Here is a 26,913-nt window from a genome sequence, read left to right as displayed (position 1 = left end):
ATTTCGGCTGACGCCGACAGGCCGAATGGGCCCTGCCTGGTGGTGGTGTGGATCCTCGGCGTCGCAGATCTCGATCACGTCGTGATTCTTTGTTTTCGCAGCTCAGACAGGGCTTGCTGGATCTCTTGCCCTGGGTGGGGGAGGATGCGAGCCGGTTCGTGCACCGTTCTCGAATCCCGTGCACTGGCTGACGCGAATAGCGCAGATTCAAGTCATCGACGAGTGCCGGATCCTCAATGATTTGTGGGTTTCCCCGGCGGCGTTGTCAGTGGCGGCATCTAGCTTTCATGAACGGCTCGGAAGCATGGAGCGGCATGGTTTTGCCGGTCCGCTTCACCGAGCGTCACGGTGCCGTCGTATGCAGGGGGAGATGGTGTTGCGTTCGCGGATGTGGTGGCAAGAGGTCGTACCGGGGGACTGGTACGTGTTCGGGATGCCGGAAGGCCTCGTGAAGGAGCGCTATCTCGCCCTGTTGGCCGCTCTGGAAGAGCTGTCCACGCGTGGGCCGATGGCGACGCTGTCCGACATCACCGCCCAGCTGAAGGCAGTCGGCTACCACGACCCGCTGCCGGAAGCTGAGCTGCGTGCTTTGCTGGACCAGCTACTGGCTTGGAAGTTCGCCGAGCCGTTTCACGACTACGCCGCTCCGTTGCGCAGTCTGCAGGGTCTGTCGGCGCGTGAGGAGGCGTGGGCGCTGACGCAGCGAGGACGCGGTGTCGTGGCCGCCGTGCGCACCGCAGTTGTCGATGTGGTGCGTGCTCTGCAACTGCCCAGCCGTCTTCTGGACGGGGTGCAGGACACGCTGCGGGAGATCCTCGGTCATCTGAAGGACGATCACGGCCGATTGCCGGGCGATCTGGAGGACGTACGCACCCGCATCGACGAACTGCAGCGGGTGACGGCCGACTTCTATGCGGCTCTGGCGAGGATGGTGCAGTCCGACGTGACCGACAACGACGTGTTCGGTGACAATCGCGACCGCGTCATCGAGGCGCTGCGCCAGTTCCCCCGTGAGTACGGGCGCGGCCTGCCACGGGTGGAAGCGGCGCTTGCCGAGCTGCGGGCGGCTGGATTCGCCCGCACTGTGGAGGCTGCTGCCGGGCATGCCGGGCTCCTGGACGTCGCCGACCAGCAGCACTGGATCGACGAGCGTATCCGCCGCCTGACTGACCTGGATGCATGGTTCCAACCAGACGGAACCGTGCACAGGCTGATCGACTCGGCCAGCGGAGCCGTGCACACCCTGCTGGTTGCCATCGACCGTCGCTACATGGCCCGTCGGCGCGGCAGTGACCTGGGCGTCGACTTCAGGGCCCTGGCCTACAGCCTGTATCGCCAGCCGGATGACTTTGAGGCCCGTCGGGTGTACGCGGCTGCCTTTGGGGACTGGCCCGCCTGGCACGCGGTCATCGGTGCCGGCGAGGAGGACGTCGCTCACGGCACTCCCGCCCACTCCGGCACTGGCCGTCACCAGCTCGAGGTGACGCTGCGGGAACACGAGCGGCACGGTCGCACCAGCGGACGGCCCCGAAAGGTGCCCGACACCAGCGCCGACCGAGCAGCGGCCCACGCCCAGGCACAGGCGCTCGCGCAGCGCCGTCGCTATCTGGCCGGGCTGCTGGCCACCGACGGCGAGGTCGGCCTCGAGTATCTGGGCCAACTGCCGTTCGAGGCGGCACTGATCCTGCTCAATGCCGTCGAAGTCGCGCTCAGCCAGTACCACCCGCAGGACGGACTGGGGCGGGCCGCCGTCGACGAGGCCGGCCTGGAAGTGACCGTCAAGCTCGGCCGGCCCCACATCACGGTCACCGTTGAACTGGCCGAAGGGCACCTGTCCGGGCCCGAGCTGTGGCTGGCGGTCATCCCTCAAGGCCACACACCCTCCGTTGACCGCGCAGCTGAGCCCCGGGCGGCCGGGCAGAACTGGAGCGTGGCATGAATGACAGCCTGCTGCTCGACGCCGACCTGCGGGCGAGTGCCCGCCTGCTGGCCGCTGCCGGCCGGCTCACCATCGAACACGACCCCGAGCACTACCGGGTGGCCCTGCAGGGTCACCCGCCCCTGGCCGAGTTCTTCCGCACCGAACTGAACTGGACCCTGGAGGTCCACGAGGTCGCCGGCCTGATCCGCCTGCACAAACGCCGCCAGGACCCGCCAGGCGACCGAGGCCCGAGGCTGGTGCGGGAGAAGAAGCCGCTGGCCGGCACCCTGGTGATGATCCTCATCTGCCTGGCCTGCGAACAGCTGTGGCGCCGCCCGCGCATGAGCGTGAGAGAGCTCCTGCAGGCCATCGCCCAGGTCTGCGCGGCCGACACCACCGATGCGCGCCTGCCTCGCTTCCCGGTCGTGGCCACCGACGACGTCAGCAAGCAGCAGGCCCGCCACAACCGCCAAAGCCTGGCCGACGCCCTGAAGATCCTCGTAGCGGAAGGCACCATCACCGTCGACGCCGACCTCGACCGAGTACTGGCCGAGGAGGACGGTGACCTCATCGTCACGGCCTCCCGAGACCGCCTTGCCAGCAAATTCTCCTCACTCTCACCCACCCTCCTGCAACTCGATGGCGTGCCCCCTGACCGGCACGCCGCCGCCCTGTCCGCCGAGTCCCTTCTGGACCACACCGCCCACACGGCAGAAGACGCCCCCACGCTGGAGCAACGGCGTCTGAACGCCATCCGCCGCCTGGTCGATGACCCCGCGGCCGACCCCCTCGACGACGACACCGACACCACCCCCTACCTGCACACGCTGACCGGACGCGAACGCGCCCTCAACGCCGTCGCCGCCCTCGGGCTCACCGCGACCGTGCGCCGCGACTGGTGGCAGGTCACCGACCCCAGCGGCCAGTCCAGCAGCATCGACTTCCCCAACGGCCGACGCACGGAACGCCAGGCGGCCCTCGCCCTGCTGGCTGTCCTTCCCGGCCGCGAGGATCCCGCCGCACCACTGACGCTCACCGACATGGCGGAACTGTTCAGCCAGATACGAGACCGCCAGCCCCGCTGGGCCGCCTCCTACGAACGCATCTCGGCGCTGGCGCGCGCCGCGGCCGCCGAACTGACCAGCGTCGGCCTGCTCGCCCTTGATCCAGACCGCCCCGACACCTGGCTGCCCACACCTGGCGTGCACCTGTGGCGCGTCCGCGTCCGCCAGCCTGCCCCGCCACCCACACCGGCCGCCGCCCCGCCCGCCGACCCCGCATTACCCCTGTTCACGCCGTCCGGTTCGGCCGAGACCGCCCCCACCCCCGATGCCGCGCACCAGGCTCGCCAAGGAGACGACGGATGAAGCCCCCCGAGCACCCCGCCCTGCACCTGAGCCTGACGGAGGCCGACGGGCCGTTCGTCGCCGCCCCCACCGCCGAGGGCCGCTGGCAGCCCACGCGTGCCGGCATCGTCAACTCCTGGGCCTGGGCCAGCGAACAGCTCTACTTCTCCGACGGCTGGCTCGCCCTGGTCGGACCCAACGGATCCGGCAAGTCCCTGACCGCCTCCATGCTGATCACCGTCCTGCTCGACGCCGACACCTCCCAGACCGCACTGTCGGTGTCCGGCAAAGCCGCCGGCACCCTCACCAGCCGGCACACCGACTTCAACGACCGGGAAGACCGCACCGGCGTCTGGTGGCTCGAGTACGGTCTGCACGACCCGGCCGACGGCACCACCCGGTATCTGACCACCGGCCTGTGGCTGCGCGCCACCGCCGGCCACCTGCACCGCGCCTTCTTCCTCGCCCCCGGCCGGGTAGGCAGCGACCTGGTACTGGAACTGGACCGTGAGCCCGTCGCCCTGGACGTGCTCGCCGGACAACTGGCCGCCTGCCAGGGCGAGATGTTCACCGACTCCAAGACCCTGCGCGGCTACTTGACCAAGCTCACCCCCCAGGACGAGCGCTCCTACCGCCACAATGTGCGCACCCGCCTGTTCGCCCCGCTCAACGAGGTCCAGTTCGAGGCACTGCTCGCCGTCCTGCGCTCCCTGCGCAGCGTGCGCACAGCCGAAGCCATTTCCCCCGCCCGCATGCGGCAGGTCCTCACCGACGCTCTGCCCGCCCTCGACACCGACAACCTCATCCAGATCGCCGAAGCGATGGAACGCATCTCCGAACTGGAACACAAACTGGAGCGCACCCGCCAGGAAGCCAAACTCCTGGAAGGCACCGACCGCAGCTACCGCCGCTATCTGCGCACCGTGGCCCAGGTCGAAGCTGCTGCCCTGACCGCAGCCAACACCGAGTTCGACGACCAGGCCCGCAACTTCAAGCGGGCCACCGACCAGCTGGATGCCGCCCAGCAGGCTTCCCGGGACGCGGCCCAGGAGCATGCCCGCGCGCAGAGCGACATCTCCCGCGCCCGGGGGCAACTGTCCGCGGACGAGGCACTGCTGAGCGACCATGCCGGAGCCGAACTGCCGCACCACGAAGCACGCGCCCGCGACCTCGCCGCCCAGGCCGAAGCCGCCGCTCAGCGCGCGCGGACGGCCAGCACCGACGCCGACGAGGCCCGCCGCAAGGCCGCCGACAGCCGAAACGACGCCCAGGCCGCCCAGACCCAGCTCACCCGGATCTCTGGAGACCTGCGCACCACCGCCAATGTTCTGGGAGCCCAGGCCGCCTGCGAACACCTCATGACCGCATCGGCAGCCCTCGCCGCGGCTGGCCAGGGCGCCGACACCACGTTGGACACAGCCTGGTTGTGCAGCCACCCGCTGGCCTGGGCGGAAGACCATCAGCGCCAGATCCAGGCCGTCGACCGGGCTCTGTACAACTACCAGCACATGCAGGCCAACCAGCGCACCGCCGCAGACGAACAGCGTGCCGCCGAGGACGCGGAAGACACGCGCCGTGAGGCGGCCCGCCAGGCCACCGGTGACCGCCGACGTGCTGAAGAGGAACTGTCCGCCCGCCTCCAGGACTGGCAGGCCGGCGCACCTCTGCTCGGCCCGCTGCCGCCGCAGCTGGCCGCACCGGGCGAGGCGGAGGAGCGCACTGACACCAGTCGGCTCACTGCCTGGCGTGCGTCCGCCGCCGCCGCGGCCCGCTCCCGCATCGACCTTCCCGGGCACCAGCAGAAGGCATCCGCCGACGCCGCCCTTGCCCAGGCCGCAGCCCGCCTCGCAGACCAGGCCCGCATCGAGCACGCCGCAGCCCAGGAAACTGCCGACGAAGCCAGCGCCGCCCACGAAGCCGCCCTGGACCACGCGCACGCCGAGACGGAAGCCGACGAGAACCGCCGCACCCAGGCCCACCGCCTCCACCAGCAGACCCGCCACGACGCCCAGGCCGCGCTGGGGGCAACCGAACACGCCCGCACCGAGGCCGACGCGGCTGCCCTCCAGGCGGTGCGCGACTGGTTGAGTCAGGTACACACCTGGCGCGGGAACCTCACCCACCTGTCCGCTGACCACCTCCCTCTGCCCCACCCCACCGCGTCGGCAGCCGATCTGCACGCCCTGCAGCCCTCCGACCTCACCCTGGCTGCGATGCGTGCACACGCCCAGGCCGCACCGCGGCTCCAACGCCAGGCCGAGCACGCAGCCCGGCAGGTCCAGGCCGCCACCGAATCCGTCAGCGCCCTCACCGAGGAACTGCACCAGGCCCAGCAGGCAGCCCCCGTCCCAGAACCTCCGGCCTGGCGTACCCGCACCGGCAGGGACGGCGTCCCGCTGTGGGCACTCGTCGACTTCGCCCCCCATCTCAGTGCCGACGACGCCCACCGGCTGGAAGGAGCCCTCCTCGTCGCAGGCCTCCTGGACGCCCTGGTCACCCCTGACGGCCGGGTGTGCGACGGCGACCTCACCCTCACGCCCACCGCACCCGCCCAGGGACGCACTCTGGCCGACCTGCTGGTCGTCGAAGACATCCCGGCCGTCGACGCCGCACGGGTACGCGAGATCCTCGCCGCCGTCCCGCTCGACACGCCCGGCAGCGACCCGGCATCCGGCTGGCTGGCCCACGGCGTCCTCACCGCCAGCGCTCCCGCCGGATACCAGGCCGCTTTCATCGGCCGCACCACACGGGAGAGGGCACGCCAACAGCGAGTCCAGCGCCTCGAAGGCGAACTGGCCGCCGCCCACCGCACCCTTAAAGACGCGGAAGGACACCTGGCACGCTGCCGCCAGGACATCACCGAAGCCGCCGCCGAACGCGACAGCCTCCCGCCCGCCGCCTGCGTCGACGAAGCGCGCCGCCAGGCCGCTGACCGGCACGCGGCCGCCGAAGCCCTCAAGCACAGCACCGCCACGGCACTGGCCGACGCCGACCGCGCTCTGGAGCGGATTCTGGCCGAACTCGAGGCAGCCGCAGCTGCCCGCAACGCCGCCGTCTCCGCTGCTGCCCTCACCCACGAACACGCCCGGCACAGCGCGGCACGCGCCGCCGAAGCGGCCCAAGCCGCCGCAGAGGCTGCAGCCGACCAGGCCGCCGCCGCCGAAGCCAGCGAAGACGCCCGCGCCCGTGCCGCGACCGCCCAGCAAGCCGCCGACGCTGAACACGAAGCCTTCCCCTGCGAGGCGATCGAAGCCGTCGAGGCAGCCCACACCGCCGAGGACACCGCCGAGCAGGACCTGAACCGGGCGCGCGCTGAAACCCTCAAGGCCACCGGCCGCCACGAACAAGCCTCCCAAGCCGTCAGCGAAGCACTGCGCGCACTCAACCGCGCAGCAGCCCTGCCCGCAGGCGACATGCTGCGCACCGAACCGGACCATCTCGACGCCCGCCGGAACACCACCGCCCAACTCGTCGGCCACATCCAGGCCTGGGCCCCGGCCGCCCAGCGGGTCGCCGACCTGCTCAAACGGGCCGACAGCGACCGCCAGGAAGCCGCCGAGCGCCGCACACGCCACACCCAGGCCGAGCGGGAAGCCGCCCAGTCCCAGCGACGCGCTGAAGAGGAAGCCGCCACGGTCGCCGAAATGCGTGCCCTGCACGGAGCCAAGTACCAAGAGCTCCAAGCCCGCCGGGACACCACGGCCGAGAAGCTGCGGCAGGCCGAAGACCGCGCCGAACAGTGCCGCGGCCGCCAGCAGGATGCCGACCAACAAGCCAGCGCCGCCCAGGCCACACTGGGGATGCTCGTCCCGCAGCGGGAAGCCGCGGAGAAACACCGCGATGCCTGCATGGCCCGGCTCGGCCGCCTGGCCGACGAGCGCCTCGCTGCCGTTCCTGACGACCTGCCCACCACTGACTCCGGCCGCCCTGCCAACTTCACCACGGGCCTGGCCTGGGCCAGGCGCCTGCTCGCCGACGCTCCCGGCGGCACCGACCGCCGCACCGCCCTGGTACGCCAGCGCGACCGCGAGCTGGCCCTGCTGGAGACCGCCGCCCGCAAGGCCAGTACGGGCCTGGCCGGCTTCGACCGGCAGGTCACGCTGCTGAGTATCGAAGACACCCCCTGGCGGCGTGCCGTCGTCGCCGACCCCGCCGCGGTGCGAGGCCAAGACGTCCCCGCCGCCGTTGAGGACCTCAAGGCCACCGCGGCCCAGCTCGAAGACGATCTGCGCGCCGACATCAAGCAGGTCCTCAAGACAAGCCTGTTCACCCGCCTGCAGCGCGACATCCAGCTGCGCCGGCAAGCAGCCGTCGAGCTGGTCACCCAGATCCACGACACACTCAAAGACGTCCGAACGGGCGTGGCCCACGTGGGCGTCCAAGTCGCATGGGACGTCCGCGACGACCCCGAGGCCCAGCGCATGGTGGACCTCATCGGCAAGCCGCCCTCCGACGACACTTTCGAGCAGATGTATGACGCGCTGCGCCAGCGCATGAACGAAAAGGCCGGCGAACCCTGGGCAGAACGCGTCGCCCACACCTTCGACTACCGCAGCTGGTACGACTGGACCATCTCCGTTACCCACGCCTCATTCGAGGCCGCCGGCAAGGAGAAGTTCCGAGAAATCACCGCCCGCTCCAACCCGTTGGAGGCCCTTTCCACCGGTGAGAGGCGCTTGGCCACCATGCTGCCCCTGCTGGCAGCCGCCTGGTCGATGTACTCCGCCACCGGCTACGCCGGCCCCCGCCTGCTGTCCGTCGACGAGATCGACGCAGCCTTCGACGAACGCAACCTGCGCCAGGTCCTGGCCCTGCTGCGCTCCTGGGACTTCGACGTCCTGGCCACTGCCCCGTTCATGACCCCCCTGATCAAGCGGGAGACCCAGCGGGCCATGGTCCACGAGGTCGTCACCGCCGGCCGGCGCCGCATCACCGTCCCCTGGCTGTGGCACGGCCACGGCGAACCCCAGCCCCTCACCCTCGACGTGACCACTGCGCAGCCCCAGGACAGCCCGTGACCGCCGATCACTCCCTCCTCGCCGCCGACCCGGAACTTGCCCCGCTGTGGCAGGCCATCCACGACCGCCTCAGCGCCGGCAGCGCCCCGGCCGACATCGCCACCGTCACCGTGCCCGACCTCGCGCCGGGCGCGGTGGCCGCCCTGAAGTCATGGCTTGACACATCCGCCCAGCGCCGACGAGGCCGCACTCGCGTCCCCCGCACCGACCGCGGCGTCAAGGTGCCGCTGCCCCCGCTCCTGGCCGCCCTCGGCCTGACCACGGACACTTTGCAGTCCTTGGTCGAGGACGCCGTGGGCCGCGCAGTCGTCAACCGCAGGCACGGCCGCCTCGCCGCCGCCGAACTGCGCCGGGAAGTGATCCGCCATGCACAGGAGCAGCTGCCGCATCTGCCCCGGCTGCGGGCCAGACTCACCTCAGGAGCCGACGAAGAATCCGCTGCCGCGCTGCGCCGCCTCATCGACACGCTTGCCTCCATCACTCGCTGCCTCCCGCACACACCGCCCCGTACCCTGGCCAAACTCGCCCACGACCACGCAGGCGACCCGCACTATTTCGACCCCGCAACCGGGCCCGGACAGCGCCTCATTGCCGCCCTCGCCGAACTCGCAGACCGTCCCGAACCCACCCGCCCCGACCACATACGCGCCCTGCTCGCCGAGCACGGCATCATCGCCGATCGGCTCTCCGCCACCGTCCTGCTCTACCAGGTCCGCGCCCTCGGCGACGGCCTCATCGACCGCCGGCTCAACGAGGCGACCACCCCGGTCGCCCTCAACCTTCTCGACCTCACCCGCACCCCGCCGCGGCTGGCCCCCGACCCGCTGACCGTCGTCGAAAACCCCTCCGTCCTGGAGGCCGCGATGGAATGCGCCAGCACCCAGCCGATGGCCTGCACCAGCGGCCAACTCCGGGCCGTCGACCACGTTCTGCTCCAACTCGCCGTCGACCAGGGTGTTCCCCTGCGCTACGCAGGAGACCTCGACGCTGCAGGTCTGCACATCGCCACCACGGTGCAGCAGACCTACGGGGCAGCACTCATCGCCATGGATGCCGCTCTGGTTCAGGCAGCCGGCGACCTGCCGTCTGCCATTCCTCTCGGCCCGCTGCCGAACACCACTGATCCCGACCTGGCTGACCGGCTGAAAGAGACGGGGCGAGTCATCTACCAGGAACACGACGCCGTCCTCAGCCGTCTCCTTGACCCGATGTGCTCACAGCGCAGAGCCTCACCACTTGTCCCGCGGCCGGACGGCGGGGAGAGGTCGCCCGGGCGCTGATGACGGAGAGTGCCAGTCATGGCGGCGTGCGGTGCGCCAAGCGATCGGTGACACGGACGAAGTCCGCGACGGACGCGCATATTTAGCACAAGGTTCACTTATTTTGAGTCATTTTGATGACTAGCCGCATATCGCCCCGGCAAACGCCCTCCGCGCCATGCACAGACCGTTACGATAGCCGCCTCGGTTGCCTGACGCGGGGTCAGCAACGCCTTGCGTCACGGGCGTTCACGCCGCGAGGAGCACCACACGCCCGTCGGCCCAGACGCGGCGCGGACATGCGGTTGATGCTCGGCCGATAGGCATCAACTCAAAGATCTACGGGGTGGGTCATGTCGGGCGAATTCGCTCAACTCGTCGTTGACGAGGCCATCTTTCACCTGGTCCCGACGCGCAAGCGGAACGACCCGGTACCAGCGCAAGTCCAGTTCAGCGAAGCGGTGTGCAGCCTCAGCGAGGATGTGCGTGCCAAGATCCAGGGCAACTTCCGCGGCGCGCTCGCCTCGCACGGGCGCCCGGTCGTGGAAGAGGTCGAGGTCAAGAAGTCGAACCTGCCGGACCGTGTCTACGAGTACCTCGCCGAGCAGCGTGACCTGGTGAGCGTCTCCACCGACCTGGCCGAACTCCTCTTCGAAAGCCAGCGCGGCAACAGTCCCGCGGGGCTGCTCCTCGTGGCCTCAGCGAGCCTTGCCGGCAAGAGGGCGCTGCTCATCGTGAAACTGGAACAGGAGGGCGGGTTCCGGGCCGAGGAGGTACTCGTCGGTGGCAAACGTACCTTCGACATGAACTACTTCGCCAACCTCCTGATGACCGAGCACAACAAGATCTACAAGGCCGCCCTGTTCTGCGTCGACGGCATCCCTGACGATGGCCCCATCGAGGGGTGGGCAGCGGACAAGCAGCTGGGCGGCAAGATGGCACAGTTCTGGCTGCAGGCCTTCCTCGGCTGCCGGCAGAAGGAAGACCCCAAGCGCGTCACCCAGCAATTTCACGAGGCAGCAGTCGACTGGGTCGACAAAAGAGTCGACGACCCCGAGAAGAGCGTCGACTATCTGATGGCCGTCCTGGTCGAGCTCCGCTCCAACAACGCGACCCTGGACCCGACCGCTTTCGCCGCTGATCACCTCGACCTCCATGACCAGGACAGCTTCCTCACCTACCTGGCCAGCAAGGACGTCCCCACGGGCAGCTTCGACAAGGACATCGCGCGGGTGGCTCCACGCCTCAGCGAGCTGCAGATCGGCTTCAGAAGCGGCATTTCCATCGTCACACCCGTCAACCGGGTACGCGAGGACATCAAGATCGAAGACCACTCCGACGGCACCTCCACGGTCACCGTCAAAGGCAAGATCACCTCCACACGCAGCCACTACAGCCCCCGCAAACCCGACGCCCCGCACACAGACGGCCAAGCACCCGGGGCGGACATAACCGGGTGAGCACGGTCAACGACGCCTTCCACCGGTACCAGGCCGAACTCCCCAACATCCGCAAAGCGGCACAGCTCACCGCAGCCCTTCTACGACGCAAGACCGCCCGCGCCCACATCACCTGCGAGGTGACCTCCCGGGCCAAGGAGATCGGCAGCTTCGTCACCAAGGCCTACCACAAGGAATACGCCGACCCCTGGACTCAAATCACGGACAAGGCAGGCGTCCGCATCACCGTCCAGCACCACGGCTTCCTCAACCAGGCCCTTCAGGTCGTCAAGGACAACCTGACACTGGTAGAAGACCCCCAGGACTACCGAGAACAAGAGGACATCGAAGGCCAGTACACGCTGCAGTACCCCCGCCTGCACGTCCAGGTCCTCGCAGCCGGCGACCTCACCGACAGCGACGGCCGACCCTACGAGTGCGAGATCCAAATCCGCACCGAAGCAACCGACTTGTGGGCCCGTATGTCCCACCGGCTGCTCTACAAAACAGGCACCACCGACGTACCCCGCGATGTCAGTAGGTCGCTGTACCGTTTGATCGCCCTGGTCGAACTGTACGACCTCGAGGTCGAACGGGGGGTAGACGTCTTGGCGCAACACCCTGACTTCACCCGCACCAACCGACTCCTGGACGAAGCAGAGTTCCTGTACCGCACGTTCACCGAGCACGAGTACCGGCGCGACCTGTCCGAAGACATCATCGACGTCCTGATCGAGACCGTCGAGAACGAGCCCGACTACCCCAACAAGCTCGCCCAGTTCACAGAACAGTACCGTCAACAGCTCGAAGCGGCCTACCGCGACTACGGCCCCACCAGCGAACTCTTCTTAACCCACGGCCGCTACATACTGGCCAGCCAGCCGGAAAGCTTGATCATTTTCGAACGCCTCACCGCCGCCAAGATGCTGTTACGAGGCGTGTGGTACGACGAATTGCCCGAAACCATGCTCAGCGACATGGCAGAAATCTGGAGCGTCTACCTGTGACCCGACCGCCGCAGCCTGAACCCTCCGCGGTCGTGGCCGCCACCGCTATGTTCGTCGAAGTCCTCGTCGTCGGCATCGGCTTCCTCACCGGCCTGGGCATCCTGACCGCTGCCATTGCCGGTCCCGACAACACCCGCAAACTGGCTCCCGTGGGCGGCACACCCCTCGCGGCCGGCGCAGCCCTCGCGTTCGCCTACGCCTTAGGCATCCTGATCGACCGCGCAGCCGACACCGCCCTCACCCCCGCACGGCGCAAGCTGCGCGCCCAGTCCTTTCGCACATCCGCCGCCTACGCCCAGGCCCGCCTGAAACTCGCAGAGACCCCTGCTCTCACCGCCCGGGCCGACTACGCACGGTCCCGCCTGCGGATCTGCCGCGGCTGGGTCCTCAACAGCATCCTGCTCACCCTGGCCACCGATCTCGCACTGGGGCGCTACCCCGTCGAACACCGACCCCTCCTCCTCGCCACGGCCACCGTCCTCGGAATCCTGGCCACCGTCGGCTTCTACCTGTCGTGGCACACCATCACCGCCACCGGCTACCGCAAACTCGCCATCCAGACCGCGCCTGCCTCCACGCCAACCGTTCCCTCCCAGCCCCCGACCCCTGCACCGCAGAGCCCCTGACCGGCGCGCAGAACGCACGCCACATCAGGCGAACGCAGAGACGGCTGTGACGGCGGGGGGAGAACTGACAGAATCGGATGACGCTTCCGCCCCTGGCCGGCCGCGCACGCCCGGAGACCCCATGCCACCGCCCACGCCCCAGGCGCCCGATCCCCAGTCGCTGGCGGTCCGGGACCTGCCAGATCTGGGGCTGGAGCTGCCGTCACGCCGCAGACGACGCAAGCCTCTTCCACTGCACGAGGACCAGGAAGAGGCCCTCGGCAGGATTCTGAAGCACCTGCGCCGGCCCGGCACCCGAGGTCTGTACGTGGCTGCGACCGGCACCGGCAAAACCCTCGTCGCCAGCCGCGCCGCGCATCAGCTGGCGCGCCGGCTGCTGTTCGTCGTCCCCACCCTCGACCTTGCCGCGCAGACCGCTCTGGCCCTGCGCGGCGACGGCCACCAGGAGCCGGTCGTCATCGTCTCCTCCATGGACGCGGCCGCCCACGACGCCCTGGCCGACGCACACGTCGCCTCCGTCACCGACTACCGCCTCCTGGCCGCCCTTCTGGCCGCCGTCGGCACCGGCCGCAACGCGCTGCCCGGCCTGACGGTGGTGTGCACCTACGACTCCCTCGACAAGATCGAGAACACCCAGCACACCGCACACCAGGTACCGCCGTTCGACCTTGTGGTCCTGGACGAGGCCCACCGGATCGCTGGCCGGGCCGACAAGAAATGGGCCGCGGTCCACGACGCCACGCGCATCCGTGCCGAGCGTCGCCTCTACATGACCGCCACCCCGCGCATCTTCGCCGCACCTGATCTCGCCGAGTCCGCGAACCTCTCCCGCCCGCGCGGCCAGATGCCCCGGACGGGGGAGGGGGGTGACGCCCGCGCCAACTCGATGGACAACCCCGCCGTCTACGGCAAGAAGATCTTCGAGTACTCCCTCGCCCGCGCGATCGAAGACGGCCGGGTCGCGGACTACCGGATCATCGTGCCCACCCTCACCGACGACGACCTGCGCACACGCCTCAATCTGCCCCCCTCCGGCACCACCGCGGACCAGCAGCCCGCCATCGACGAGGCCCTGCGCACCACCGCCCTGCACCTGGCCGTCCTCAAAGCCATGGCCACCCACCAGCAGCGCCGTGTCCTGGTCTACTTCAACCTGGTCGAAGACGCCAAACGCTTCACCCGCGAACTGCCCCACACCCTGCGCCGCCTCCGCGCCCACAGCCCGGACCTGTGCCCCGACACCAGCCCTGAGGTCTTCTTCGTCCACGGCGACATGCCATCCGCGCAACGCGCCGCAACCTTCGCCGAGTTCGCGGCCTCACCCTGCGCCATTCTGGCCAACGCCAAAGTCATCGCTGAAGGCGTCGACATCCCCAGCGTCGACGCGATCGTCTTCGCCGACCCCACCCGCAGCGTCATCCGCTGCGTCCAAGCCCTCGGCCGCGCCCTACGCCTGTCCGTCAGCGGCAAGATCGCCAGCCTCGTCATCCCCGTCTACATCCCCCCGGGCACCGACCCCACCGACATCCTCGGCACCGCCTACGAACCCGTCTGGGCTATCAGCACGGCCCTTGCCAGTCACGACCACCGCATCTTCGAACGCCTTCCCGGCAAGGCCAACCGCCTACCCAAAGAAATCAGCGATCTCATCCAGCACCGCTGGCACTTCGACTTCACAACCCATCCCGAGCACATCGCCCGCGCACTCGACCTCACTTCCTTCAACCCCCACGACACGGCCGTTTCCCGCTCCCGCCGCGCCGGCCTCGCCGCCGCCCAGGCCTACCACGACGCCCACCACCACCTTGACGTCCCCGCCGACTACACCGACGCCTACGGCTTCGCCCTGGGTACCTTCATCACCACCATGCGCGACGCCCGCACAGCCGGCCGCCTGGACACCGACTGGATCGCCGAACTCGACGCTCTGGGCATGGTCTGGGACAAGCACGATGCCGCCTGGCGCGCCCGGCTCACCGCCGCCACCGACTACCACCGTGCCCACGGTCACCTTGCCGCGCCCGCCACCACTCCTCTCGGTGCCTGGCTCGCCGAACAACGCTCTGCGGCCGCACGCGCCGAACTCGCCCCGGCGCGCGTCGCCGACCTCGCGGCCATCGACCCGGACTGGCAACTGCCCCACGGCGCGGACTGGCACCGCAAGTACCATCTGCTGCGCACACATCTCGCCGCCGGCAACGACCCGGCCGCACTCGACCGCGACAGCGTTCTGGCCTCGGTGAAGATCGGCAGCTGGCTGCATCGCCAGCTCACCGGCTGGCGCACCCTCGCCCGCCCACAACAGAGTCTGCTGACCGCCATCGGTGTTACTCCGCAAAGCCACCCGCTCACTGCAGTCCGCCGCTCCCGCCGCACCTTCGCCCAGACCGTGCAGATCCTCGAGCTCTTCCTGCACCGCGAGCGCCGTGCCCCCACCGCCCGCGAGGAGATCACTGTTGACGGGGATCAGGTCAAGATCGGGGCCTGGCTCGCGAAAGCCCGTACGAAGCACCGTGCCGGTGAACTTCCCGAGCAGCACGCCACCCTGGTGGCGTCCTTGTTCACCGGAGACTGGACCGACGAAGGCACGCCGCCTTGGCAGGAACGTGCCACTTCCCGCCGCCCGCACGCCCCAGGACCACGGTGATCCGCCGCAGCGGCCCGACGTCCACCCCGGCCGCCAACAGTTCCTTCTCCCGCAGCACTGGAAGCCCTCGGTCACGCCGCACGACAGCCCGCCCCCCTTGTCGCCTATCCGCTCTCGTCGCTCACTGTGACACAGGCGCCTGACCAGCGTGCTGGGTTGCCCAACGGGGTCACCCTCCCCGGCACGGACCGGCTGTGACACGGCGCGCGGGGCTGTGCCGGCCCTGTACCCCACGGGGGTGCTGCACCCCACGCGGACGCCCCTGCGTGGGCAGCCACGCCGCGCCCCATATCGGGGTGAGGGCCTGCCTAGAGGCAGGCCCTCATGGCGCACATCGGCAAGCGGTGCTCAGGGGAGGGAGACAGGGCACCCTGTCCGCGACGCAATCCGCCGGTATCAGCCCTTCTCGCCCGGCCGCGCGGCGAGTCTGCGTACGGCGCGCCTGATCGAGCCAAGCTCCTTCAGCACCTGATCCATCGCGGAGTCCATCAGCATGACCGGATCGTCCGCAGACCAGAAGCGCACGACCTGTGCCACCTGATGCTCCCAGAACTCGTCCTCCTCAGCGGCTTCGAAGCCGAGCTGTGACGCCAGGTCGGCAAAGCCGGCCCCGGGCCGGCCAGTTGCCTTGCGAATGACAAGTGCCGACAGCAGCGGGCGACCATGCTGGTGTTCGTACACGCTGATGTGGCCGAGCTTCGGGTAGAGCCCACGCATCTGGCCCTGCGACGTATAGGGGTCCAAGCCGTGCGGGTCAACGCGCTGTGCGAACTCCTTGTAGCCGATGCAGGCGGAAAGCGGGTCGACCGGATCGCCAGCCTTCGCAAGAGAGCGGAGAAGGCGGTGCATGTCGCGTTCGATGGGTGTAAGCGTAAGCACGCAAACTCCTCGTAGGGAGAGGACCCGTAGGTCCGGATGTCCGTGGACGTAGCGCCCGTAGGCGTACCTCGACAGTAACTCACCTGAGTCCGGCCCAGCCTGCCGTTGGGCGTGCCAGCGTGTGTCCCCACTCGGCCAACGGCTGCCCGTCTCGTACCCCCGGCGCAAGAAGGGCTGTGTTCTGCCGGCGGCGGTGTCACACCGGGCCGCTACGGTTCGGCTATGGCCGCGCACACCTCGTCTCCGAACGGACTCGTCCCCGTACACGTCGCTGTTTACGACCCCGCCCCGATGGAGGAAGAGCCCGATCCGCAGGCCGTCGACTACGCGCCCAAGCTCGTCGCGGCTTCAGCTAAATACGCGGGCATCTCCTGGACCAAGCATGGGGCCGAGCCGCGCTGGCTCGACACGGACACCGGCACCTGCGCCGCCGCCATCAACCCGAGCTTCTCCGGTCGCGGCGCCGACGAGTTCGACAGGTTCCTGTCCGGAGCAGACTTGCGCGGCGAGCCTGGGCTCATCATCGCCACGATGGGCACGGCAGACGATGACGATGACCGCGGGTGGTCGGTCTTCGGCCGGCCCGGCGGCCGCGTGGACTTCCGCCACTTCTCTGGCGCGATCGTCGGCGAGCGGCTGCTTGCGGAGGCGGAAGTCTCCCTGGCTCCCGGGCTGAATGCGACCGACCGCGACCTCGGACTGAGACTGCTCAACCGCCCCGCCAATGCCCCCTGGTGGGCGATGACGTTGCAGGCGAGCGCCTTGGAGGGCCGGCGCGGAACGACGGTTCGCGAGCCCGAGGGCGAACTGGTGCCGATCCTCGTCGACAGCCTGGGCAAGCCCGTCGTCGCACGCTGGACGTCCGGGGACGGCCAGCAGATCTGGTACGTGATCCCTGACGGGGTCGACTGGAACCAGGTGGTCGAGTGGCTCGTCCAGCGCGCCCTTCCCGAGCACGTACCGGCCGCACTGCGCCGCGTCCGCTCACGCCACCATGTCGATCCTGCCCTGGAAACCCCCGCCGAGACACAAGCACGCAGCTCTCTTGAAGAGTTGGAGCGCCGCTACCTGGAGGACAAAGCCCGCCTCGAGGGCGAACTGAAGCGGGCGCGGCAGGAGGCCGAACCCATGCGGTCCGGTCTGCTGTACGGCAGCGCCAAGGAGCTGGAAGACGCGGTGGCCGCGGTACTGCGTGCCGCCGGCTTCGCCGTCACCGAGCTGGACGAGGAATTGGGCGGCACCCTGTCCGCCGACCTGCTCGCCGTGCTGAACGGGTCCACCTGCCTGGTCGAGGTGAAGGCCGCCGCGAAGAATGCGGGGGAGAAACTGATCTCGCAGCTTCACCGCCATCTGGAGAAATGGCCGCAACTGCGCCCCGGCCAGCCTGTCACCTGCGCAGCCTTGATCGTCAACCACCAGCATAGCCTTGACCCCGCGGACCGCACTGCAGAGGTGTATCAGCGTAGGGTCGTCGACGCGCTCCCGTTTCCCGTGATCGCCTCCGGCGACCTGTTGCGCTGGTGGCGCACGCAGGACTGGCCGGCCGTGCAGGCCGCTGTACTCGGCCAGACCCACTCAGAAGGAGACCGAGACGCGTCCCCTGCCGGAGGGCGCGAGACCCCGGCGGTCGGCCGCAGGCGGTGGCCCTGGGGCAAAGGCGGAACCGCATAGCGGGCGCGGCCGTCATTTCGCCAGCGACGTGTGCGGGCTGCTGCCATGCGGCAGCCGCCACAGATCGTCTCTCCTTGGCCGTGGCCGGTGAGGGCCGGACGTTCACCGTGAACGAGGCCGGGAGGAAGGTACTGGCGGCCGTCGTCGCCGCTCTGGCGTGAAGGCGGTCAGGGGCGCGGCGGCCCCGGATCTCCGCTTCGTCCCGCCAGACCCCGATCACTACCTCCAGCGCCCGGCGGCGGGGCTGTGAAGGTGGACGGGAGTTCGGGTACGTGGCCCGCGCCGGGGACGGGGCCGAGCAGCGGTTCCTCCGGCAGCTCACCGAGGCATCCGAGGAGCAGGCGCTGCAGTTCGATGAGCTCGGCCGCGAGGTGCTGGGTGTGGACCTGGCGAGGTCCGCCGACGCCTCCGGGAGCTGAAGGAACAGGGGCAGCAGCGGGCCGCCGACTACCCCGCCCCGTGCCCCGGCCGTCCGGCAGGCCACGGCCACGGAGAGGAGCAGTCCGCCGCGCACCAGCCCCACCGTCCCCAGGGCGCCGGCCGCACCTAGTCCTGTCCGGTATTTGCCTCCTCGTTGCGTAAACTGGCATTCGTAGCAGCCGAGTTCGCCGCCGCCCGTCGGCGCTGGCTTCGTCGGCGCCGGTGACGTTGTGCCGTTCTCCGCGCGGGCGAGGGCCGCCGACGCACCGGAAAATCGGGATCGACGCCAAGGTCGAGTGTGTTGATGTCCTCGTTCCGCATCCAATAAGGCACGCCCAAATCACGCAGCATCTGGTACCTGGCCTGTTCGGCGGTCCACGCTCGCGCTCGGGGCTGGGGTCCGGCCAGGATCCGCGCGCGGGCGTCGAGCAGCGCGCGGGTGGTTTCCTCGCTGGCGCCGCACGCTGCGGCGAAGCCGGCCAGCAGCTGTTCGCTGGGCAGCCTCTGGCCGGTGAGGGCGTTGTGCAGGGCGCTGCGTGAGATGCGGCCCGCGGCCTCGGGCGAGCCGGCCAGTCGGCGCAGGCTCGGCCCGTCGGCCTTCGCCCGGACCCTCATCATGGCCCTGGCCAGTCCTGCCAGGGTGGTGATGCCGCGCCCGGGCACGTACGTGACCGGCCGCCGCACGGGCGCCGGATGGACGGCGGCTGCGGCCACCGCCCACACCCGCGCCGCCTCCTGTTCGTCGGCGTCCGCGCCCCGGGCGAACGCCTGGACGGTGTACAGAGTGGGCAGCCGCCCGTCCAGGGCCCGGCGCAAGGTGCATGCCGCGACCGGCATCGTCCCGGCACTGGCCCGCCGCGCGAGGGAGCCGAAGGTTCGCGGCCCCTTCGCCGCGCGCAACCAGCCGCGCAGCCGGGCCAGTTCCGCTTCGGCGGGCCCGGGTGCTCTGCGGCTCATCCGCGGCCGCCGCTGGCGGAGAGTGCGGCGACGGCTGCCAGGAGCCGGCCCGCGCGGCGCCCGGCCAGCAGCAGGATCACGGCGCCCGCGAGCAGGGTCAGCGCCAGAGGGATCGGGCGCTGCAGGACGGCGAGCACGGTCACCGCGGCAACCACGGTGATGACGACGGCCGCCTCGCCCGCACCGAGCCTGCCGGAGGCGGGCTCGGCCACGACGGAGGGCGGGGCGCCGACGGAACCGGCGCAGGGCGGGACAACGGACATGACGAGGCCTCACAAACGATTGACGTGACGGCCCGGCCGGCAACGAACCCAGCCGGCACGGTGAGCCGATCGTGGCACCACCCGCCCCGCTCCCGCGACTTCCACCCCACCGAGCCCGGACCTGACGTACCTTCCGCCTCCGCCACAAAGCCGCAGCTCAACCCCAAAAAGCGAGCAGGACCTGTCCACGGTGCACAGACCCGGCCCGGGTGAGAGCAGCCAACGCGCCGACACCCAGAGCGGGGCCCCGTGGCCGCCTCGCCATGGACCGAGGCGGGCGGGCCTTCGCCCGTAAGACCGCGGAGTGTCAGTGCTGCGCCGTAGCGTTGTGGCTCATGAACTTCCAGTACATACCGCCGGTTCCGGCAGAACAGATCCGGCAGCTGCCCACGCGGGATGTCGCACTCCTTCTCCTGCAGCACCTCGCCAGCAGTACCGGATACCTGCAGTACGTGAGCACCATGAACTCGGCTCGGCAGGCGTTCCAGGAAGAGCCGGATGCAGACGCGCTCGTGAACCGGCTGTCCGATGCCTGGTGCTGGCTGGAGGCTCAGGCGTTGCTGTCCCGGGAGCCCAGCCAGTCCGAGGCCTTTCGCCGGATCTCCCGCGACAGCAGGGACTTGGCGAAGGACCCGCAGGGCATCACGCGGTTCGAGGCCCGCGAACGGCTCTCCGGCCCACTCCACCCGGATCTGGAGGGCACGGTGCGCACCAACTTCGACCTGGGTGACTACGAGACGGCGTGCTTCGCCGCGATGAAGGCGGTCGAGGTCGCCGTCCGCGACGCCTCCGGGCTCGACAACTCCCTGGTCGGAGTAAAGCTGATGCGCGAAGCGTTCCGGCCTCACGAGAACGGCAAGACCGGCGGCACGCTCGCCGACGCGGAAGCAGAGGGCGGCGAACAGGCGGCCACCGCCAACCTGTTCGCCGGCGCCATGGGCGCCTACAAAAACCCTGCCAGCCACCGCACCGTCGACTTCGACGACCCGATCGAGGCGGCAGAGATCATCCAGTTCGCCGACCTCCTGCTGCGCCAGGTCGAACGCGCCAAGCGCCACCAGACCGCCCCAACGACATAGACCCATACACCGGTGCCGGGGCCCGAGTGGGTCACCCTGGCCGGGCGGAAGCGGCGCACCCTACAGGGGCCCCTCACAGCTCTCAGACGCCCGCTCCTGGGCCGTCGTGGTCTGCTGGCGCAGGACGCGGGTCCACGTTTCCATGAATCCGGCTGCGCCGCTCTCGTCTCCGAGGAGGCGGAAGAGGGCCGGGTCGGCCGTGAGCTGTTCAGAAGCAGCCGGCGCCCGCGCACCGGAAACAGCTTCGGACGCGGCGCAGACGGCCGCCACTTCCCCACACGAGCCGCCGACCGGCCTGCTGGACGCGCTCGCCCTCTCCGCCCCCCCCAGCCAACCAGCCCAGGCGGACAGGACCTCACGACGCTGGACAGCCGCCAGGCCGTCCTGCACTGCAGCGTTCAAACGCCCAGGGGAGGCCCCTCGCCTGCGGTCGCGTGATGCCCGGGACGTCCACAACGGGACACCGACGGTTCGGAAGGGCGCCCACCGACTTGGTGGAGTGGGCCCGCGCCATCTGTCTGCGACTGCCCGGGCAACATCCGCTCGGTCGCGGCGATGACTTAGCGCTGGGCGCGTACATGGGCGCCGTACAGGAGCAGACCCACCCAGACCGCGGAGACCGCGGCGGTCATGGTCGCCCAGGGCGCCGTGGTGAGGGACGGGCCCGTCACCAGTTGGTAGGTCGTCACGCTGGCGAAGACGATGACCAGCAGGAAGGCTGCGGGCCGGGCCAGCCGCAGCCACATCGGAAGACGGACTGGGGAGGAGGGCTGCACGGACGGCGTCGGCGAAGCGGGCATGACGAACTTCTCCTACAGGCGGGGGAGTTGGCGGACGAGCGACCTTGGTGGCCGGTGCTTCGACCGTATGGCGCCCACCCCCGTGCAGACCATCTCCCATTTCCGCTCTGATTACCCAAGGATGAGGACTTGGGGGAGAGGAGGAGACCCATGTGGGTGTCGGTGACCCTGTACGACAAGGGAGCCGCCTCCGAGCGGCCCGGAGCGGAGGCCGGGCGTGTCGAGATCAGCGGGCTGGAGGGTGCCCGGACCGCTGTCTTCACGGTGGGCCTGCGCCGCAGCGAGCACGACATCCACCGGCCTGCCGCCCTGCGCCTGCGTGTTCCTGGCGCCCGCCCCGGCAGGGTGACGCCGAGGGCGGTGCGCGCCGTCGACTGGGAGCGGGTGCTGGCCATCGCCACCGTGGCGGCGACCGTCTCCACGCGCGCCGCCGAGCAGCTCGATGCCGGCTGGACGCGGCGTCCCCGGGGCGGTAGCCGCGACTTCTGCCTGCTCGTCGCCGCGGTCTACGCGCATGCGGTCGCCCGCCACCTCCCGCCGCGCCATGTGATCGCCGCTGTCTGGGGCAAGGGAGTGGACACCGTGGACAACTGGCTGGCCGAGGCGCGCAGGCGTCAGGTCCTCGGACAGGATCCGCTCTCCAGCCGCCACGGCCCCCGCACCGAGCCGGACCGGCGCGGGGTGATCCCGCTGCCGCGCCCGCCACGCCAACCGCCCTCCTCGCAGACCACCGTGGGAACCAACGGAGCGACACTGCGCGACCTGCCCGACTGTCCCGACTGGTCCTTCCGCATCGAACCTGGTGCCCGCGAGGGCAACGTGTTCGTCCGTGGATGGGCGATCCAGCCCGACATCACGCACGCCGGCGGCTGGCGAACGCACCTGACGGCCAAGGCTCTTGCCGCTGCTCCGCTCGACGACGTCTTCGCCCGCGGGCTCGCGGCTCTGCAGGGCAACCTCTACCTCGCCACGGCCCGGGGCGTCGTGGGTGAACCCGTGCGGACCCGGGGGCCAGACCACCTGCGCCAGGTCACCGACGCCTACCTCTTCGCCCTGGCCCAGGAACAGCCACCACTGCCTCTGATCTGCACCCTGTGGAACGTCAGCTACAGGACGGGATCGAGCTGGACCAGCAAAGCCCGCAGAGCCGGCGTCCTGACGGCCCGGTACAAGCCGCTGCCCGACCGCTGGGGACGCTCAAGCAGGCCCGAGGGGCCGTGAGTCCTGCCGCGCCTGCCGTAGCCGCACGCGACGTAAAGGTTCCAGGGTTACGTCCTTGGCTGGAGCGAGACCCGGGGCGGCCGTTGCTGTGCGTTACGGGGCGCACCCCGTGGCTGCGGACGGTCGGTGCGCTCCGGGCCGTGCCCCGTGTCGCGCTGGGGGCAGTGTCGTCCGGATAATCCCTGGGTGCCTGTGAATCCGGAGTACATGGAGACCAATGTCAGGGTCCCGTTCTGTGCTTTCGATGCGCTGGCCGCCGTCGCGGCCCGGCAGGGCGCATCGCGGGACGCGACCGTGCGCCGGCTGCTGGCCGAACATGTCGAGCGGCAGGAGCAGATTGATCCCGACGACCGGCTGACGCACATTTCCACCGTCTTGCGCTACCCGCCCCCGCCGCGCTGGCGTAAGGATCCGCGTCAGGACCGGCCCCTGCGGCTGAGGGCGAGCTCCGCGTTGTTGGAGCGGGCCCGCGCAGTCTCGCTGCTGCTGCCGGGGCAGTACGAGCGGGCGTTTCGGGACTACCAAGGACGGGTGCTGACCGACGCGGTGGTGACCGCCATCGCGGTGGCCGAGCCGTTCACGGACGAGTTCTTGGACGGGCTGCTTCCCCTCCTGCGGCACCGCGCCGCCCGCAACCTGTGGCGGCTGGCGACCGCCGCGCTCATCACCGGTCCGGAGCTCGACCTCCTGGACGCGGCCGACGAGCTACGTAAGGCGACGGCCTGGACGTCCGACACCAAGCTGGATGAGTACGACCAGCGCCTGCTGAGGATCGCGACGGCCCTCGAGGAGGACGTGGCCTGGCACTCCCCAGCCCGATTCCAGGTCGCGGACAACATTGCCCGCGACCTGCTGACCGGCCCGCAGGCCGAGGCGAACGCACGGATGCTGCAGGAGGAGGGCGAGGCCTGGGAGGACCTGCATCAGGACACTCTCCACGCAGACGAGGAGCGCCGGTGCTACCTCAAGCGGGGGACCACGGACTACGACTGGAGTGGCCGGGGCGGCACCGCGGTGTGGCGGGCCGAACGACAGGTGGCTCTGCAGGACTTCGAGGACTGGCTCACCCACCGCACCCGGACGGACACGCCCCAGTACGCGGTCCACCCGCCCGGCTGGGTGCTCACCCGCCCGCCCGGCTGGCGCGCCGTCGCCCCGGCCTCCGCGGACACCGGCGGGCTGCCGCAGCCGTACGCGGCATGGACAGGTGAGGGCCGCGTCCTGGCCTTTCCCCACCGCAACCGGCAGGCCGTGTGGCCACTTCAGCGCCGACCGGACGCGCCGGGCTACGAGCCCGTGCTCGGCGCCGCAGCACTGCTCGCCGCCGCGGCCGGTCTGCCGCCCGATCAGATCCTCCAGTACATCGAGGCCCTACTCGTTGACTGGAACCACGAGTTCGGCGACGAGGACGAGCCCGACCTCTATCTCGCGCTGGACGTCCCGGTGGGTGCGGCATACGACTTCGGTCTCATCAGCGCCGAGGAACGTCAGGAGGCTATGGCCCAGGCCCGCACGGCGACCCTGCAGGCCATGGACGAGATCATCGACGAGCTGGCCTTGGACGGCTGCGACGAGGAGGACCTGCGGCACCTACGGCACGTGCGCGGCAACGTCCGCCAATTCACGGACGAGGCCACCCGCCTCGACAGCCGGATCGGCGCACGGTTCCGGGTGCACAAGGCGACCTGGCGGTGGCCGGGACAGTCGGTGACCGGGGAGTTCCTGGCCGGCGCCTCCACCGACCTCGTGCAGTGGCTGGCCACCGTCGCACACGCGAGGAGCTCTCTGATCAGGCAGCATTCGATGCAGCAGGCGTGGGGCGAGGCCTTCGACCGCTACGCCCCCAGGGAGCGCAGCTCCCGACGGCGCCGGTGACCTCCGGGAGAAAGCGTGTGACACCCACCGATACAACAGGCACGGACCCTCTTCGTAAAAAGGGATGCAGGCCGAGCAAACGACGCCCGGATTACCGACATCCCGCGTATTTCACACGTACGCCCGCCCGAGGGGGAACCCTTCCATGCACAACCCGACCCGACCACTTATCTCCTCCGTCGCCACCGGCATCAGCGGCCTCGTCCTGGCCCTGATCGGCGCCCCGTGGTGGCTGACCGCCATCGCCTTCGCCTGCTTCGCACTCGGCCTGCTCGTCACCGTCATCCAGTCCGTCTTCCCTCAGGACTCCGAGCACCGGCTGGCCTGGTGGCGGGCCCGCTGGCACCACCACCAGCAGCGCCGCCGCACCCCACTCCCGGTCCGCTACCCGGTCCGGGACGCGCGACAGGCACCCGGCCCGCGCGCCGACGCGCCCGACCGACATGGTGAGTGATCGTCCATCAGCTGCCGGGGGCGCCGCGCCGTTGACGGGCGCCCCCGGCCGTGCCTGGCGCCGCACGCTCTCCTTACCGGAATCACATCGTTCCCCGGCCCGCCTGAGCCCGTCCGCGCAGCGTACCGATCCACCTCTCCATGAAGCCGGCCGCGCCGCTCTCGTCTCCGGGGAGCCGGAAGAGGGCGGGGTCGGCCGCGAGCTGTTCCATGAGCGTCTCGTACAGCCCGTCGAAGAGCGGCTCGAGACAGACGGCTAGGCCTTCGGCGAAGTGCCTGGGGGAGGGGCCCAGAGTGATGACGTGGTTCAGGACCGGGAACATGCCCCACTCGTCGATCCGCGCCCGCAGCGCGGCCAGTGCCGGCGTATCCGGCATGAACAAGGCGTGCATCGCGTACAACCCGTAGAACATCTGCAGCCCGAGCAGCACCGTCCGGGCCCGCAGCAACTGCTCGTCACTGGCCTGCTGAACCGGCCCCAGCACGTCCGCGCGCTGCTGGAGCAGCCCCCAGTCCACCGGCGGGCTCTCACCACGCTCAACCGCCCCCAGCATCTGCGCCCAGTCCTCGGCCGTCAGCCCGAACCAGCCGTAGGCGGCGAACGCCTCCGCCAGCGCATCCGCTCCCACCTCCTGCGCCCCCAGACCAATCGCCGCGACCAGGTGCACCACCCCGGTGAAGTCCGGCCCGTCCGGTACGTCCTCGTCAGCCTCAAGCGCGGCACGCACCAGGGCGGGATTCGCGGCCCCGCGGTACGGATGGGCCCCAATCAGCCGGCCGGCGACCTCATACAGGGCATCGGCGGCCTCTTCACCCGCCCCCGCCGCCCCGCGTGCGACCTCCAGCAGCCGATGCGACATCGTCCCCCGCAGCACCCACACCACGGCCTCACGCACAGCGGCCACCGGCGGCTCCGGCATAGACGCCGCTCCCGGCTGAGCAGCCATGCCCGCCTCGGCGAACCACTCCAGCACCGCCAACCGACGATCCCGCCCCTGGCGAAGATGCCGCGCCAGCACCGCCGCACTCTCCACCACCGCCGGATCGACCGCGTCCACCACCGACCCCCGGCCACGCCCCAGCCCCCGCCGCCGGTGCCGCGGCAACAACCCCGCCCGACGCCAGCTCTCCAACTGGCTGACCGTCACCACCAGCCCACGCACAGCCAGTTCACGTACCACCTGCAGATCAGCCGGACTCGGCGCTCCTCGTGCCATGCCCACCATTACAACCCCGAGAGGTGCAATTCTCTGCGGACCTGCGGCTCTGGCTCACTGGACCCGGCACCACCCAGACACCCGCCAGCTCCAAGAAGACAAAGGCCCATCCGTGACCCCAGAACACCGAAACCGCACCCGGACCAGGACCGCTGCAGGCCTCACCACCGCGCTCCTCACCCTCCTCATCGCCAGCGCCCTCCACCACCCCGGCCACCTGATTAGCCTCCTGCTCATCCTCACCGCCGCACTCGGTGCGACCACCGCCACCCTCGCCCTCGCCGCAGCCTTCGCCCCCACCACCGCCACCCGCACAGCAGCCCGCCACACCCTCGACCTCCTGCTGCGCGTGGTGCCCTGGTACACACCCCGAAACTGACACCACGACAGGGGGACAGGACCTGGATGTCTGTCCAACGAAGCGGAACGGACATCACCCCCGCCCGCGCACCCCGCAGCACAACCATCACGATCTCCAACCCAGGAAGGCACCAACCCCAAATCCGGATTCCCAGAAAGTTCTCCGCGAAGGAAACACCCTCACCCGTCCCCTCACAGCCAGCCGCCCGCGAAGCGGGCTCCCGGTCCGGGAGCGCAGCGGACGGACCCAAAGCCCCGGGAACCGGGGCCGGCTGAGCCTGTGTCAACAGGCTCACGAAGTCCCTGAAGCGCAGCGAAAGGGACTCTCGGCTCGAAGCGCAGCGCAGAGCCGGACCTCCCCGCGCAGCGGGGAGGTGTCACTTCGCCAACCCCCGCGCAACGCGCGGGGGTTCCCCTCGATCCCTGCGCAGCAGGGATCTACCCGCTCCGCGGGG

General features: G+C 70.0%; 20 protein-coding genes. 15 read left to right on the top strand and 5 right to left on the bottom strand.

Going from position 1 to position 26,913, the window contains the following annotated elements; genetic code table 11:
• The first annotated feature begins 370 nt into the window (after positions 1-370).
• From ACZ4LX_RS34490 to ACZ4LX_RS34455, 8 genes are all read left to right on the top strand, one after another.
• A complete protein-coding gene (locus ACZ4LX_RS34490; RefSeq protein WP_191891846.1) occupies positions 371-1,939 on the top strand; it encodes a DUF2397 family protein in 1,569 nt (522 codons plus the stop codon).
• Positions 1,936-3,288 (top strand): DUF2398 family protein, encoded by a 1,353-nt coding sequence (locus ACZ4LX_RS34485; protein ID WP_191891837.1) that lies wholly within the window; start codon positions 1,936-1,938, stop codon positions 3,286-3,288. Before ACZ4LX_RS34490 ends, ACZ4LX_RS34485 begins: the two co-directional genes overlap by 4 nt.
• Positions 3,285-8,285 (top strand): SbcC/MukB-like Walker B domain-containing protein, encoded by a 5,001-nt coding sequence (locus ACZ4LX_RS34480; protein ID WP_467650904.1) that lies wholly within the window; start codon positions 3,285-3,287, stop codon positions 8,283-8,285. The genes ACZ4LX_RS34485 and ACZ4LX_RS34480 overlap by 4 nt, the downstream gene beginning before the upstream one ends.
• The gene (locus ACZ4LX_RS34475) at positions 8,282-9,565 is read left to right on the top strand and encodes a DUF2399 domain-containing protein (protein WP_467650903.1); all 1,284 of its coding nucleotides are present in this window, start codon (positions 8,282-8,284) and stop codon (positions 9,563-9,565) included. The genes ACZ4LX_RS34480 and ACZ4LX_RS34475 overlap by 4 nt, the downstream gene beginning before the upstream one ends.
• Before the next feature lie 332 nt (positions 9,566-9,897).
• The gene (locus tag ACZ4LX_RS34470; RefSeq protein ID WP_364514553.1) at positions 9,898-11,004 is read left to right on the top strand and encodes a nucleoid-associated protein; all 1,107 of its coding nucleotides are present in this window, start codon (positions 9,898-9,900) and stop codon (positions 11,002-11,004) included.
• A complete protein-coding gene (locus ACZ4LX_RS34465; protein ID WP_191891833.1) occupies positions 11,001-11,990 on the top strand; it encodes a nucleotidyltransferase family protein in 990 nt (329 codons plus the stop codon). Before ACZ4LX_RS34470 ends, ACZ4LX_RS34465 begins: the two co-directional genes overlap by 4 nt.
• A gap of 32 nt (positions 11,991-12,022) precedes the next feature.
• On the top strand, positions 12,023-12,616 hold the full coding sequence (locus tag ACZ4LX_RS34460; protein WP_225051239.1) for a hypothetical protein: 594 nt from the start codon (positions 12,023-12,025) through the stop codon (positions 12,614-12,616).
• Between the two features lie 121 nt (positions 12,617-12,737).
• Positions 12,738-15,263 (top strand): helicase associated domain-containing protein, encoded by a 2,526-nt coding sequence (locus ACZ4LX_RS34455; protein ID WP_467650902.1) that lies wholly within the window; start codon positions 12,738-12,740, stop codon positions 15,261-15,263.
• Between the two features lie 396 nt (positions 15,264-15,659).
• Here ACZ4LX_RS34455 and ACZ4LX_RS34450 read toward each other — a convergent pair whose 3' ends face one another.
• Positions 15,660-16,142 carry a hypothetical protein gene (locus ACZ4LX_RS34450; protein WP_191891830.1) on the bottom strand — a complete coding sequence of 161 codons (483 nt, stop codon included), beginning with the start codon at positions 16,140-16,142 and terminating at the stop codon, positions 15,660-15,662.
• A gap of 222 nt (positions 16,143-16,364) precedes the next feature.
• On the opposite strand from ACZ4LX_RS34450, the gene ACZ4LX_RS34445 reads away from it, so the two are divergent.
• Positions 16,365-17,813, top strand: coding sequence for a hypothetical protein (locus ACZ4LX_RS34445; protein ID WP_225051237.1), 1,449 nt, complete (start codon positions 16,365-16,367; stop codon positions 17,811-17,813).
• Positions 17,814-18,085: 272 nt separating this feature from the next.
• A complete protein-coding gene (locus ACZ4LX_RS34440; protein ID WP_191891828.1) occupies positions 18,086-18,232 on the top strand; it encodes a hypothetical protein in 147 nt (48 codons plus the stop codon).
• A gap of 127 nt (positions 18,233-18,359) precedes the next feature.
• On the opposite strand, the gene ACZ4LX_RS34435 is transcribed toward ACZ4LX_RS34440, so the two are convergent.
• Together ACZ4LX_RS34435 and ACZ4LX_RS34430 are read right to left on the bottom strand one after the other, a co-directional pair.
• A complete protein-coding gene (locus ACZ4LX_RS34435) occupies positions 18,360-19,190 on the bottom strand; it encodes a hypothetical protein (RefSeq protein WP_191891827.1) in 831 nt (276 codons plus the stop codon).
• Positions 19,187-19,453, bottom strand: a complete 267-nt coding sequence (locus tag ACZ4LX_RS34430) for a hypothetical protein (RefSeq protein ID WP_191891826.1) — start codon at positions 19,451-19,453, stop codon at positions 19,187-19,189. Before ACZ4LX_RS34430 ends, ACZ4LX_RS34435 begins: the two co-directional genes overlap by 4 nt.
• Before the next feature lie 335 nt (positions 19,454-19,788).
• Here ACZ4LX_RS34430 and ACZ4LX_RS34425 point away from each other — a divergent pair, with 335 nt between their 5' ends.
• Positions 19,789-20,532: a TIGR02391 family protein gene (locus ACZ4LX_RS34425; protein ID WP_467650901.1), complete on the top strand. Its 744-nt coding sequence runs from the start codon at positions 19,789-19,791 to the stop codon at positions 20,530-20,532.
• Between the two features lie 560 nt (positions 20,533-21,092).
• On the opposite strand, the gene ACZ4LX_RS34420 is transcribed toward ACZ4LX_RS34425, so the two are convergent.
• The gene (locus ACZ4LX_RS34420) at positions 21,093-21,332 is read right to left on the bottom strand and encodes a hypothetical protein (RefSeq protein ID WP_467650900.1); all 240 of its coding nucleotides are present in this window, start codon (positions 21,330-21,332) and stop codon (positions 21,093-21,095) included.
• 156 nt (positions 21,333-21,488) lie between these two features.
• Between ACZ4LX_RS34420 and ACZ4LX_RS34415 the strand changes: the two genes are divergently transcribed.
• The 3 genes from ACZ4LX_RS34415 (at position 21,489) to ACZ4LX_RS34405 (ending at position 24,882) form a co-directional block, all read left to right on the top strand.
• A complete protein-coding gene (locus tag ACZ4LX_RS34415; protein WP_467650899.1) occupies positions 21,489-22,553 on the top strand; it encodes a hypothetical protein in 1,065 nt (354 codons plus the stop codon).
• A 186-nt stretch (positions 22,554-22,739) separates the two neighbouring features.
• A complete protein-coding gene (locus ACZ4LX_RS34410; RefSeq protein WP_467650898.1) occupies positions 22,740-24,428 on the top strand; it encodes a hypothetical protein in 1,689 nt (562 codons plus the stop codon).
• A 145-nt stretch (positions 24,429-24,573) separates the two neighbouring features.
• Positions 24,574-24,882 carry a hypothetical protein gene (locus tag ACZ4LX_RS34405; RefSeq protein ID WP_191891821.1) on the top strand — a complete coding sequence of 103 codons (309 nt, stop codon included), beginning with the start codon at positions 24,574-24,576 and terminating at the stop codon, positions 24,880-24,882.
• A gap of 82 nt (positions 24,883-24,964) precedes the next feature.
• Here ACZ4LX_RS34405 and ACZ4LX_RS34400 read toward each other — a convergent pair whose 3' ends face one another.
• Complete coding sequence (locus tag ACZ4LX_RS34400) at positions 24,965-26,098, bottom strand: hypothetical protein (protein ID WP_467650897.1); 1,134 nt, start codon at positions 26,096-26,098, stop codon at positions 24,965-24,967.
• A 112-nt stretch (positions 26,099-26,210) separates the two neighbouring features.
• On the opposite strand from ACZ4LX_RS34400, the gene ACZ4LX_RS34395 reads away from it, so the two are divergent.
• Positions 26,211-26,477, top strand: coding sequence for a hypothetical protein (locus ACZ4LX_RS34395; protein WP_402291016.1), 267 nt, complete (start codon positions 26,211-26,213; stop codon positions 26,475-26,477).
• Positions 26,478-26,913 lie beyond the last annotated feature (436 nt).

It is taken from the genome of Streptomyces sp. NPDC026062, assembly GCF_055568375.1.
The sequence above is the reverse complement of the archived record's forward strand: the minus strand, read 5'-3'. Positions and strand labels throughout refer to the sequence as shown.

What these genes read in the sequence shown, in the direction of transcription:
- ACZ4LX_RS34445 (WP_225051237.1), top strand. Translation starts at nt 16,365, where the DNA reads ATGGCCGCGCACACCTCGTCTCCGAACGGACTCGTCCCCGTACACGTC.
- ACZ4LX_RS34480 (WP_467650904.1), top strand. Translation starts at nt 3,285, where the DNA reads ATGAAGCCCCCCGAGCACCCCGCCCTGCACCTGAGCCTGACGGAGGCC.
- ACZ4LX_RS34405 (WP_191891821.1), top strand. Translation starts at nt 24,574, where the DNA reads ATGCACAACCCGACCCGACCACTTATCTCCTCCGTCGCCACCGGCATC.
- ACZ4LX_RS34425 (WP_467650901.1), top strand. Translation starts at nt 19,789, where the DNA reads ATGAACTTCCAGTACATACCGCCGGTTCCGGCAGAACAGATCCGGCAG.
- ACZ4LX_RS34430 (WP_191891826.1), bottom strand. Translation starts at nt 19,453, where the DNA reads ATGTCCGTTGTCCCGCCCTGCGCCGGTTCCGTCGGCGCCCCGCCCTCC.
- ACZ4LX_RS34490 (WP_191891846.1), top strand. Translation starts at nt 371, where the DNA reads ATGGTGTTGCGTTCGCGGATGTGGTGGCAAGAGGTCGTACCGGGGGAC.
- ACZ4LX_RS34420 (WP_467650900.1), bottom strand. Translation starts at nt 21,332, where the DNA reads ATGCCCGCTTCGCCGACGCCGTCCGTGCAGCCCTCCTCCCCAGTCCGT.
- ACZ4LX_RS34470 (WP_364514553.1), top strand. Translation starts at nt 9,898, where the DNA reads ATGTCGGGCGAATTCGCTCAACTCGTCGTTGACGAGGCCATCTTTCAC.
- ACZ4LX_RS34485 (WP_191891837.1), top strand. Translation starts at nt 1,936, where the DNA reads ATGAATGACAGCCTGCTGCTCGACGCCGACCTGCGGGCGAGTGCCCGC.
- ACZ4LX_RS34435 (WP_191891827.1), bottom strand. Translation starts at nt 19,190, where the DNA reads ATGAGCCGCAGAGCACCCGGGCCCGCCGAAGCGGAACTGGCCCGGCTG.
- ACZ4LX_RS34400 (WP_467650897.1), bottom strand. Translation starts at nt 26,098, where the DNA reads ATGGCACGAGGAGCGCCGAGTCCGGCTGATCTGCAGGTGGTACGTGAA.
- ACZ4LX_RS34455 (WP_467650902.1), top strand. Translation starts at nt 12,738, where the DNA reads ATGCCACCGCCCACGCCCCAGGCGCCCGATCCCCAGTCGCTGGCGGTC.